5 protein-coding genes and 3 pseudogenes are annotated in these 11360 nt (G+C 61.0%); 5 read left to right on the plus strand and 3 right to left on the minus strand.

The window, feature by feature from the left end:
* The first annotated feature begins 367 nt into the window (after nt 1-367).
* Both ACVI1L_RS24740 and ACVI1L_RS24745 read left to right on the plus strand, forming a co-directional pair.
* The gene (locus ACVI1L_RS24740; RefSeq protein ID WP_456784076.1) at nt 368-1666 is read left to right on the plus strand and encodes a glycoside hydrolase family 28 protein; all 1299 of its coding nucleotides are present in this window, start codon (nt 368-370) and stop codon (nt 1664-1666) included.
* A gap of 242 nt (nt 1667-1908) precedes the next feature.
* Nucleotides 1909-2934: a pectinesterase family protein gene (locus tag ACVI1L_RS24745; RefSeq protein WP_456784077.1), complete on the plus strand. Its 1026-nt coding sequence runs from the start codon at nt 1909-1911 to the stop codon at nt 2932-2934.
* Between the two features lie 688 nt (nt 2935-3622).
* Here the strand turns inward: ACVI1L_RS24745 and ACVI1L_RS24750 are convergent.
* Complete coding sequence (locus ACVI1L_RS24750) at nt 3623-5449, minus strand: NEL-type E3 ubiquitin ligase domain-containing protein (protein WP_456784078.1); 1827 nt, start codon at nt 5447-5449, stop codon at nt 3623-3625.
* A gap of 749 nt (nt 5450-6198) precedes the next feature.
* Between ACVI1L_RS24750 and nopM the strand changes: the two genes are divergently transcribed.
* Nucleotides 6199-7950 carry a T3SS effector NEL-type E3 ubiquitin ligase NopM gene (gene nopM, locus ACVI1L_RS24755; RefSeq protein ID WP_456784079.1) on the plus strand — a complete coding sequence of 584 codons (1752 nt, stop codon included), beginning with the start codon at nt 6199-6201 and terminating at the stop codon, nt 7948-7950.
* Nucleotides 7951-8889: 939 nt separating this feature from the next.
* On the opposite strand, the pseudogene ACVI1L_RS24760 reads toward nopM, so the two are convergent.
* Both ACVI1L_RS24760 and istA read right to left on the minus strand, forming a co-directional pair.
* Nucleotides 8890-9282: pseudogene (locus ACVI1L_RS24760) on the minus strand (ATP-binding protein); the annotation flags it as partial.
* A pseudogene (gene istA / locus ACVI1L_RS24765) lies at nt 9248-10161 on the minus strand (IS21 family transposase); the annotation flags it as partial. The pseudogenes ACVI1L_RS24760 and istA, both read right to left, overlap by 35 nt.
* Nucleotides 10162-10337: 176 nt before the next feature.
* On the opposite strand from istA, the gene ACVI1L_RS24770 reads away from it, so the two are divergent.
* Both ACVI1L_RS24770 and ACVI1L_RS24775 read left to right on the plus strand, forming a co-directional pair.
* Nucleotides 10338-10574, plus strand: coding sequence for a TIGR02301 family protein (locus tag ACVI1L_RS24770; RefSeq protein WP_456784080.1), 237 nt, complete (start codon nt 10338-10340; stop codon nt 10572-10574).
* A gap of 220 nt (nt 10575-10794) precedes the next feature.
* Nucleotides 10795-11055: pseudogene (locus tag ACVI1L_RS24775) on the plus strand (sigma factor-like helix-turn-helix DNA-binding protein); the annotation flags it as partial.
* Between the last annotated feature and the right edge of the window lie 305 nt (nt 11056-11360).

Consider the following 11360-nt stretch of genomic DNA (forward strand, 5'->3'; position numbering starts at 1 on the left):
TAGGCTTCGAGGTGAGGTTGGCACGGACTCGCACAATTTCGACACATCTGGTGCTGCACTTTCAGCGACTGAAAACATCGACGGCGGATTGCAGGCTGACTTTGTAAGTCTTCCGACCTAAGCCGCAGGTGTGACCCGCGCGCAAGCCTCTCCTCAGGTATGCGGTGTTCGGTGAAATCGTGTGCCCAGTTGCAGGGCCATTCTTCGCCCCTTGCAGCAATGCTGCTGCGAGCTCGTAAAAGCCTATGCACCGTCTGCGTCTTATAAATGTCATCTTGCGCGGCGAGTGAGGCGAGCCGCGACCGGTCAGTTCGCGCACGTGAGACAATTAGGCCGCATAGATCCACGCGGCGAAGAGACGAGGTCGATGACAAAGCCTTTTCGAGCATGCAGCCTGTTATCCATCATTGCCTGCATCATTCTCTGTCCGGCCGTCAACGCACAAGATCGTCGCATCGTTACCGAGCCTATTGCACCTCAGACGGTGTGCGACCGGCCCATGCCGTCCGGCAAGCAAGATACGGTCACCTTGCAAGATGCCATCGACCAATGCCCGTCGGGGACCGCAGTATATTTAGGGCGGGGCGAGTTCCGGTCAGGTCCTCTCGAGATGAAATCGGGCGTGACGTTATGGATCGGACGAGGCGCCAAGCTCATCGCCATCGCCGAACCAGCCGCTTACGACAAGGGCCGCGGACAGTGTGGTCGTATCTCGGGTAAGGGCGATGGTTGCCGGCCATTCATCAGCTTTTCCAAAACCCGTGGCGGCGGTATCTACGGGGACGGCATCATCGATGGTCAGGGCGGTGCAACCATGGTAGGCGGTGCCGAAACTTGGTGGCAACTGGCCCGCCGCGCCCAAGCCGAAGGCGGCAACCAAAACGCCCCGCGCTTGATCCAGATCGATCATGCGCAAGACATCACGTTCACGGGTGTCACCTTGCGCAATGCGCCCAATTTTCATATCGCGATGAACCGGGTCGAAGGTGCCACGTTTTGGGGCCTCACGATTGATGCACCGGCGGAAGCCCGCAATACCGACGGCATCGACCCAGGCGCGAGCCAGGATGTAACGATCACCCGCAGCTTCATCCGAACGGGAGACGACAACGTCGCAATCAAGGCCGGCGATAATGGCTCAAGCAGCCATATCTCCATCATCGATAATTATTTCGGCTGGGGGCACGGCATGTCGATCGGCAGCGAGGTGAATTCGGGGGCCAGCGACATACTGGTACGTAATCTGACGCTGGACGGCACGACGTCTGGTCTGCGCATCAAGAGCGATGTCAGTCGAGGCGGTCTGGTCGAGCGCGTGACTTATGAAAACATCTGCCTGAGGGGCAATCGGTGGCCGCTGGCGTTCGATGCGAAATACGATCCGCGTGCACAGGGCTCGCGGATTCCGGTCTATCGGCAGATTGTTTTGCGCCATGTGCGTGGCGACAATGGCGCGCTGATGATGCGGGGCGTAGACGAGCGGCATGCCCTTGACGTGACACTCGAGGATGTCCGATTTGCCAGTTCCGCGACCTGGCAGCTCGAACATGCAAAGGTGACCGCCGATCATTCTAACGTATCGCCGCCGCTGCCGGGGGGAACAACACAACCGCTGTCGCGCGGATCCGACGCTTGTTCCAGGGCATTCCGAGACGCCGACCGGTAAGCACTCCGACGGCGCCGGACATCGGAGCAGAGAGTCCCGCATCGATAGGTGGGAATTGCCAATATTGGCGGAAGACGAGCCTCATGGCCCGCGCCCGGTACGCGACTGGTTTGCAAGGGCGGACATCGCGAGAGTTGCCCGCAGGTTCTGGTTCGGCGAGGAAAGTATCGACGATCCGCGGGCTGTCCGCGTCGGTGCATCGAGTGCGTCCGCGCCGCAAACGCGACCAAGGGTAAGATCAAATGCAAATATTCCTGATGGCCGCCGCGCTTCTGGCTGGATATTTCTGTCTCCCGGCAGCATACGCCGAGGCATTATTGGTGTCGCATGCCGCAAATGCAGACTATCACTCCCTGCAGGAAGCCATCGACGCGTCGCCGGCGCAAGGCGGGGATATTCGGATCGCGCCGGGGACCTATCGCGAGAAGGTCAAGACCTCAAAATCCGGTATTCATATCGTGGGGACTGGCGACAAACCGGAGGATACTGTCATTGTGTATGGCGACGGCGCGATCAATGCGGGAGGAACCGCGCGTTCGGCCACACTGGATGCCGCTGGCGATGACTTCCGGCTCGAAAATCTGACCATCCAGAATGACTACGCCCTCAATCCGGCCAATCCCCCCTCGCAAGCAGTAGCGCTGTCAGTTACCGGAGACCGGGACGTCATTACGCGCGTTCGCCTGCTCGGCGCCCAGGACACCCTGTTTGCCGGCAAGGGACCGAACGGCCGAATGTCACGACAATACTTCTCGAAGTGCTACATCGAGGGGCATGTCGATTTTATATTCGGCAACGCCAAGGCCTGGTTCCGGCAATGTGAGTTGCACGGCATCGCCAATCAAGCGGTCATCTATACCGCTCAGAGCAAGGCAGCGCCGGATGAGGACAGTGGCTATGTTTTTGATCATTGCAGGCTAACTGCCGACCCTATTGCGGGCTATATCGCACTTGGCCGCCCTTGGCGCCCCTACGCCACAGTGGTTTTCCTGTCCGCGAAGATAGATGCCCCCGTGATCGCGGAAGGATGGCGCGAATGGACGCCCGGTAAGACCAATACGTTGAGGACAAGCTATTATGCTGAATACAGATCCTTCGGCGTCGGGGCCAACCCCTCAGGCCGCGAGCCTCACTCCCATCAATTGACAGATGCCGCAGCTGCGAGATGGTCGCTAAGCGTGTTCTTCGGAGGCGCCACAGATTGGCTGCCAACGAACCATCACGATGGAACACAGAGCAGCGTTCAGGGCGAAGGGCTTCGACGGTGATCCTCGGATGAATGACGGGAGGAAAGCCTAATTGTCGCGGAGAGTCTTGTACAGCAACCCACTGGTGCCGCGGTCAAACCGATAGAAAGGGGCCGGCGCGACGATCTCATCGGTTCGCGGTGCGCCCACATGCGTCCGCGCCAGCTCGCAGATCATCCGTTCCTTTTGGCGGCTCAGTGTCGGCAAGCGCTACGGACCGTCACGTCAGCGCCGTCGTCATTGCTCGAAATGGCTGATTTGCTTGTTCTTCTCCCTGCGCACATCTGCGGACAACGAAGTGAGCTGATGCTGCGCGGCTATCTTCGCTCGGCCGGTGATGTTCAGGGCCATCGTAGCTTAGCCAGTAGCGGTCGGCTCGGTCAGTCGATACCGCGAGGCAACTACGGTGGAGTCCGACGTTCTTCCACCCTGGATCGGGAGCCATACAAAGACGCGTATCTTCTCCATGATTTCGGCAATTCGCTCTATCCATGCGGCCCTCGGGGGTAGCGGCCGAGGACATCCGCATCATCGCGAGATCGGCCATCGTCGCTTTAAGCGGACACCGATGGATGAATCGAGCAACGCCGGTGCTTAGATCGGCGTTCCTCAGCACTCGCTGCGCATCACGCGAATCTCTCGGCGACCCACCGCCGCACCAGAGGGAGACTGCAACAGGACTTAGCAGCTTTCTGCAGCAAAAGCCGATTTACAGTTTGAGGCCGTGATCATTGAGCACCTTGTCTCTGAGGGCGCCCTTGATCTCACGGGCGATTTCCCTACGAACTGCGGCACCCAACGCTAGCTTGGCATCCTCGACAAGGTCAGCTTCGACCCCGATCAAACTTTTGTCGGTGAGCTGTTGCTGCAGCCGCCTGGCGAACTCCGGCCCCATTGCAGCAATGAGCTCGTCGTGCGCCGTGGCATGGTCTTTGGGGGCGATGTGACGCACAACGTCGTCCCAAGGTTGCCAGTCCACCGCCAAATAGTCGGCGAATTCCGTCGCCTCCCTCTCCCGCACGGATGCCTCTGCGCTATCAACGTCAGCGTCGGTGACGCCGGAGACTTCAAAGAAGCGCATGTTCGGCGCGACGTGTTGCAATCCCAGTCGCTCGCGGAGCTTATTTTGATAAGCAAGAAAGACCTCAATGGCGTCGATGTCTTCGACGTTGTTGCCCGAGCCTAGCGAGTGAACCTTCTCGCGCGCAATTCTCTCCAGCGCGTCCAGGCGAAACATGACCCGCCCTAGATCGATGAGATCGGGAAGCCGAGCCTTGTTGTTATAGGCGCCGTTCTCGACGTCTGCGATGAGCCGTGCGGTCTGCATGCCGTTCCAAGTCAAAGTTCGGCGATCCTCGCAGCTCTGGTTGGCATCCAGGGCCAGTTGGAAGTAGCGCTTGCACAATTGCGGGTCTTTCGCCGCCTGCCGCAGATCATCGGCGACCGACTGGCGGAATTCTTCATTACCAGAGTTCACGGAGTCAAACAGTTTGCCAAGGAAGAGCGTGTATTCCCGGGCGCCCGGCTCTTCAGCAAGGCCCTGCCAAGCTGCCAGCACCTCTCGATCAGCCTCCTGTGGATTGCCGCGGAGCCAGTCTGCGACCTTTTCGATGAGAGCATCGGCCGGCCCATCGTCCGTCCCGGACGACTCACTCTCGTCATCGCGCGAAAGGTAGACGGTCGGACCAACATAGTCATCGGCGTTAAGTATTGTATCCAGATTCGCTAACACCTGCTCGGGCAACGGATTTTCAGTCAGAACGATCCTGCCATCAGCGCCAAACCGCATCAGCAGGTCCTCGGGCAAACTCGTCAACTGGTTTTGGCTGGCGTCGAGAAATTCCAGTGAAGCAGGGAGGGCCTCCGGCAAACGCGTGAGTTGGTTTTCGCTGACGTCGAGAAACTGGAGCGCGGCAGGAAGGACCGCTGGCAGATTCGTCAACTGATTGTGGCTCGCGTAGAGAGACTGGAGAGAAGCAGGGAGGACTTCGGGCAGATCTAGCAACTGATTGTGGCTGAGGTCGAGAAACTCCAGCGCAGCAGGTAGAACCTCAGGCAAGCTTCTCAGCCGGTTGGAGCTCGCGTCCAGGCCTCTGAGCTCGCTTGGAAGTGCGGGCAGGCTGGTCAGCTGATTGCCCCTGACGTCAAGACGCCGGAGCGAAGCAGGGAGGCTTTCGGGCAGAGTGGTCAGCCGGTTGAACGGCAGATCAAGCACAACGATGGCGCTCGGAAGCCTAGGCAGGCTTGTAAGGGACAGCGATTCAAGATCCAGTGTAAGGGCCTCACCGATAGCATTCACTCGGCGTACCGCTTCCTCCCGATCCTCGAGCGGGCCTACCTCCGGTTCAGCAGCCCAATTCTCAAGTACCTCCTCTTCGTCCTCCTCTGCATGGGCTGAGTGCCCGGAGTTTGCTGCGTAGCCGGTCACGACTGCGTTCCACTGCGCCGCCGCTCCGTTTTGCCCGCCCTCTTGTCCGGAAGATGCAGAAGGGATGCCTCCGCCGCGCTGAATCTGTCCTGCCTCAAAAGGATCCATCTCACCCTCCCTACGAAGCTGAGTAGACTCAACCCATGGTGACCTGCTCTAGGACCTAAGACACTTAGCTTTCGATAAGCTGACAGACTATCACCGGAAGGTGGCAACGATGGCATCGAAGCCGGAATGACTGTCGGTGCGACGATTTTGGAACAGTGACTCGATCCCGGCCGAGGGTAGTCATCTCCAGCCTACACGTTTCTGGGGATACCAAGGCGGCAGCGGCTTCAGTATAGAGCCCCAGAGCCGCGAGGGCGCTTTAGCTCAACGGCGGCCACCGGAGCATTTTCGGCCGCGTAGCCGGAAACGACGGGCGGCAGGCGGTCCGAACGGGGCAAGTTCAAGGCGCCCCTCTCAGATGCCCCAAGGCAGTCAGTGTCGAGCCGGTCTTTGCGAAGCTTGACCGGTTCACTCCAAGCTGGATTATTTCGCTCACCCGTGGCAAACGAGCGCCCCTGAGGTTCTGCAGCGACACTTGTCAGCTGATCGACAGGTAGGCCTGTTAACGGCAGATCGCTGCCCCGGGAACGGTCCTACCGGACTTATCTGGTCAACGAAATGGCAGCAAAATTCGCAGCAGCATCGATCCATTTGCCGCGCTTGGACTCGTGTGAACCCGTACCCACTCCGACCGGGCCGTAGAGCACTTCTAGCGGTTATCGAGTGACATTCGCGCTGTGCAACCGCCTGCTTCGCAAGTTCGAGAAGCAGGGGGTGGGGTATTGTTGTTTGTGATGATGGAGAAATTGATGGACGCGGGACGGGCACAGTGGAACGCAGGTTCTTCTTCCTCGGCGCCTTCCGAAGAGGCGGACCAGGAAAGCTACCTCGGCGGCTTCAACCGCACCGTGGCGAATTTGGTCGAAACCTTGACGGGCTATCGGACCCCGGCTTCCGCGCGCGCGCGGGTCATCGACAACTGGGTTGCCGAAGTGGGGCAGGGCGAGGCCGAGAATCGGCGGCAGGGGCGCACACGAATCAGGAATACGGAGAACACAGGCGCGCGCGCGCTGGACTTATCCTCACTCTCGCTGACCGCTTTGCCTACCGCCCTGCCGCCAAGAATGCTGGAACTGCGCGCCAGGCATAACGAGCTAAGCAGCCTGCCTGCCATGTTCCCACCCGGTCTCCAGCGTCTTTTCATCAGCCATAATCGCTTGACCAGTTTACCGGACGATCTTCCGGCGACCCTCTCTATGCTGGAGGTCGCCGACAATAGATTGATCAGTCTGCCGGCCAACCTTCCGGCCGCGCTCGAAATCCTGAACGCCAACGACAACCGGCTAACCAGCCTGCCGGACGCTCTCCCGAGCGGGCTCACCTCGCTTGCGGTCGGCGGCAATCAGTTGACCGATCTGCCCGAGTCGCTCCCGTCGCGGCTCATTGAACTCAATGTCAGCAGCAATCAATTGGCCAGCCTTCCCGACCCACTTCCGAGCACGCTCCAGTCGCTCAACGTCAGCGGTAACCAGCTGACCAGCCTGCCTGAAGGGCTTTTAGATGCTCTCGTGCCGATGAATAGCCTTTACTACCCGCATCTGGAGAGCCCCGAGTTTGGGGATAACCCGCTGCCGGACGACGTACTCGCTCATCTGGCGGCGGCTGAAGCGCCACCACCGCAGCTTGCGCAGCAATCCCTGCATGAGGCTGCGGCACACTGGCTTGCAGACGACCCGGCCGCGCTGGCCGAATGGCAGCACTTTGCGGATGAGCCAGGCGCCCAGGACTATGCACAGTTCCTCGAGAGGCTACGAGGCACTGTGAACTACAGCATTGACGCGTTTCGGCAGGCGGTCGCTAATGATCTGCGGCAGGCGGCTGCCAATGCGGAATTGCGCGAGCAGTATTTTGCACAGGCTTCCGAGGCCAACACCAGCTGCGAGGATCGTGTTACGTTGCACTGGAACGGTATGCAGACGGCGCGCCTCAACGCTGACGTCAAGAAGGGGCTATATGACAACCGGCTTGGCGAACTGATCCAGTGCGGCCGTCTCGCGTTTCGCCTGGAGGCGCTGGATGAGATCGCGCGCGACAAGGTCAACTCGCTTGCTCGCGGCAACCCGAACGTAGACGACGTCGAAGTCTACCTGGCCTATCAACATCGGCTGCGCGAGCCGCTGGAGCTCAGTCACGTCGCCCCCGACATGCACTTCTTGGCGGTCTCTGACGTAAGCGAGGATGATGCGACGAAGGCGTTGGACCTGGTCCGGGAGCTGGAAGCAAGCCAGTTCACCGAGTACATGGCAAGCCGCTGGCAACCCTGGGAGACCGTGCTGGAGCGCATCGCTCCGGACGAACATACCGCGATGCAAGACCGGGTGCACGAAGCCATGGGCGAGGAGTTTCAAAACCGCCTCGGTCAGCGATTGGCCGAGCATGGTCTGCTGGGCGACGCGGATGCCGAGCGGGTGCTTGGAGCCCAGGTCCGAAACGAGATCGCTGGCGAGATCAAACGCGAGGTCATGGACCGTGTGCTCGCAGAGCGTGGCCTCGAACTATGAGGCTCCCAACCGCCACAGAGATGTCTATCATTGCTCTGCGGCGGTACGTAAAGATCGATCGTGAGGCCTCGCCCATCGCTGCCAACGTGCTTTTGCGCTTTGGAAAGTGCGCTGCCGTCGATCTGGGCCTTTCGGTCTTGCCGAGCGACGAAAATCCCGCGCGCGAGGCGAGGGAGGGCGTACGGCCGAAAGCCGCTATGGGACGAGAGCTCCATCGGTGGAAAAGTTGTTGAGAGACCAAGGCGCGCAGCGGTGAAATCATTAGTTCCGCAGGCGCTGCCCCAGCCGACAAGCTCGGTTTGACGAGGCAGCCAACTGTTCGGCAGGTCCATTTGACTTCAGGTGCTTCCCGCGAGTTACATTTTGGCAATCAAGTGGTGGAGTCCAAGCATGCACCGCGTCGGCAGCTTACGATGGACAAACCGTCGTGCAGGTGCCCATTCTGTGCCGGCAGCCGCCTTTCCAGCACCAGCCGCCGCGCCACGTTTCTTGATTCATGGTGAGCCCTGCGGCCGAAACCTGCCCGGCGGTCGCGTTCTTCTCTTCGATCGCCCACAAGCTGGTTGAAATCGACAAAAAGCATCACCTGCGGCCAGGATCACCGACATCGGCATCGGATGAATCGCGCTTCGTCCGCCTTGGCGATGTCGCATTGAGGGGCCATACTAGGAGATTCCTGCGGATTCCGATGATCTCGCCCGGGTGTACCGATTTGATCTCGCCCAGGATTCCGAGATGATCTCGCCCACCATTCCGATTTGATGTCGCCCGGGGCGCGAGGCATTCTGGCTGTTTGGTTTCTGGCTTCGGTGAAGCCGCGGGGGCAACCTTGAATCGCGGCTTGAGGCCCTTCTTCGTCTGCTGTTGGTCTGCTGTGGGCATGTGGGCAACGCTCTTTGCGTTGTCCAAGCGCAGGGGCATGTCCACAGCGCCACTGGCTCAGGCCTTTCGATCGGGTTTGCGGGTTCGCCGCAGGCTCTCGCCGTTGAGATCGATCCGGTGGGCGTTGGGGACCAGGCGGTCGAGGACGGCATCGGCGTAGGTGGGATCGCCGATCAGCGCGTGCCATTGATCGACGGGGAACTGGCTGGTGACAGTGGTGGAGCGGCGGCCGTAGCGGTCCTCGAGGATCTCGAGGAGGTCGTGGCGGGCTGCGGCGTCGAGCGGCTCGAGGCCCCAGTCGTCGAGGATGAGCAGATCGATGCGGCCGAGCGCCCGCAGGAGCCGCGGGTGGCGGCCGTCGCCGCGCGCCAAAGCGAGATCGGTGAACAGCCGCGGGACACGCTGATAGAGCACGGAGCGATTGTCGCGGCAGGCCTTGTTGCCGAGCGCCGAGCCGGGTCATTAGCTCGGTGATCGCCGCGTTGACCTCGGCGAGGCTGTGGAAGGTGCGGTGGCGCAGCCGCCCGAGCAGCCAGCGCTCGACCATGAGGACCGCCTGTTCGACCTTCGCCTTGTCCCGTGGCCGTCGCGGCCTGGCCGGCAGAATGGCGGTGCCGTAATGCGCCGCCATGTCGGCGTAGCTGCGTTGATCTGCGGGTCGTAGAGGCAGGCCTTGATCACTGCGACCTTGGTATTGTCCGGCACCAGCAGCGCCGGCACGCCGCCGATCGCCTCGAAGGCGCCGACGTGGCCGCTGATCCAGTCGGCGAGCCCCTGCGTCCAGGTCGCCTGCGCGTAGGTGAAGCTCGATGCGCCGAGCACCGCGACGAAGATCTGCGCGGCGCGTCGCTCGCCGGTGAACCGGTCGATTACCACCGGCACGCCGTCGCCGGCATAGTCGACGAACAGCTTGTCGCCGGCCATATGCGACTGGCGCATCGTCACCGACAGGCGGCCTTCCCAGGCGCGGTAGAGCTCGCAGAACCGCGAATAACGATACCCGCCGGGTTCGCCCGCGATGTACTCGTCCCACAGGATCGACAGCGTCACATGCTTGCGCCGGAGTTCGCGGTGTACCGCCGTCCAGTCCGGCTCGGCCTGCCGGCGATGGCCCCGCCGGGTGCCGGGACCGGCTCCCGCGCTGGCGAACAGCCGGGCTTCCAGCGCAGCGTCGGTGATGTCGTCGGGCAATGGCCAGGTCAGCCCCGCCGCCTCGAACCGGTGGATCGTCAACCGCACCGTCGAAGGGGCTGTCCCCACCCGCCGCGCAATCTCGCGGGTCGGCATCCCGGCCGACTTCAATCTGATCACATCGCGCACATGGCGCATCGCAAACCTCTCCGTCGGCATCCAGGTCCCCCTTCGCAAAGCCGAAAGGCGGGACCGTATCGGAGCCAGAAGAGGCCTCGTCACCCCGGGTTCGCCCTTGCGATACCCCGGGCGACATCATCCCGGAATGGCGGGCGACATCAAATCGGAACGGTGGGCGAGATCATTCCGGAATCGTGGGCGACATCGAGCGGAATCAGCAGCTTCTGAAACTCCTGATGATCAAAGCCTCTCTCGCCGTTGCGATCTTAATCTCGACATCCCTTGCGACGCCCGCCCGGGCGCAGCGCGTGGTTGCACCCTTCGATGGCGAGCTGCAGCGATTGGCCGAGATTCTCGGGACCCTGCAACATCTGCGCGGCATCTGCGGCTCCAACGAAGGCGCTAAATGGCGCATGAGATGCAGGAGCTGATCGACGCCGAGACCCCCCGCATCGAGTGTCCAGTTGGTGTCTTGTCGACGCTGACTGCGTGTTTCGGCAATTTCCGGACAGCAATTTCGCTAATTCGCGGACAGCGATTTCAGTAATTCCGGGACAGGGATTCCGCTAAATCGCGGACAGTTGCGGGAGGTTGGTTTTCGGGAGCGCCGTTCAGGCAATGTTCTCTTTCAAGCTGAGTTTGAGAGGGGCAATGCCGAGACGGAAGCAAGCGAAACGAACCACTGTGAAGGACCTACGATCGATCCTGAGGCTGACGTACGAGCAGGACCTGTCGGTTCGGGAGATCTCGGAACGGCTGCAGATCAGCAAGAGTTCGGTTGCCACCTACCTGCTGCGAGCGCGTGAAGCGGGTTTGAGCTGGCCGCTGCCGCCGATTTACGAGAGCGAGGCGGCCTTGCAGCGAGCCTTGTTCCGGCGGGTCGGGCGCCCCCCGCAGGACTTGTCGGACCCGCCAGTGCGAATGACGACGGGCTGTCGGAGTGCTTCCAGAAGGATGGACCCGCTTCTGGCTGCGCGGATCTGTTCTTGTTGGGAGGCAAGGGCCTCAGATTGGATGCTACCATCGCCGAGCTGCTGCGCACCTGTCGCAAGGGCTATCGGCCGGCGTTCGCAATCATGGTCATCGTAGTCTGCAGAGTGATCTCGAGGAGTCGGTTTCGCGGTCGGCCCTCTGGCGGTTGTTTTTGCCGGACAACCCGTCGATAAGTCCGTCGCTATTCACAAGGTCCTAGTCCGAGGCCATCGGCGCCTTCGAAT

The sequence above is a fragment of the Bradyrhizobium sp. USDA 4516 genome, assembly GCF_054055915.1.

Bases quoted from the DNA above. Each gene is read 5' to 3' on its own strand.
- ACVI1L_RS24740 (WP_456784076.1), top strand. From the start codon at position 368: ATGACAAAGCCTTTTCGAGCATGCAGCCTGTTATCCATCATTGCCTGC.
- ACVI1L_RS24745 (WP_456784077.1), top strand. From the start codon at position 1,909: ATGCAAATATTCCTGATGGCCGCCGCGCTTCTGGCTGGATATTTCTGT.
- ACVI1L_RS24750 (WP_456784078.1), bottom strand. From the start codon at position 5,449: ATGGATCCTTTTGAGGCAGGACAGATTCAGCGCGGCGGAGGCATCCCT.
- nopM (WP_456784079.1), top strand. From the start codon at position 6,199: ATGGACGCGGGACGGGCACAGTGGAACGCAGGTTCTTCTTCCTCGGCG.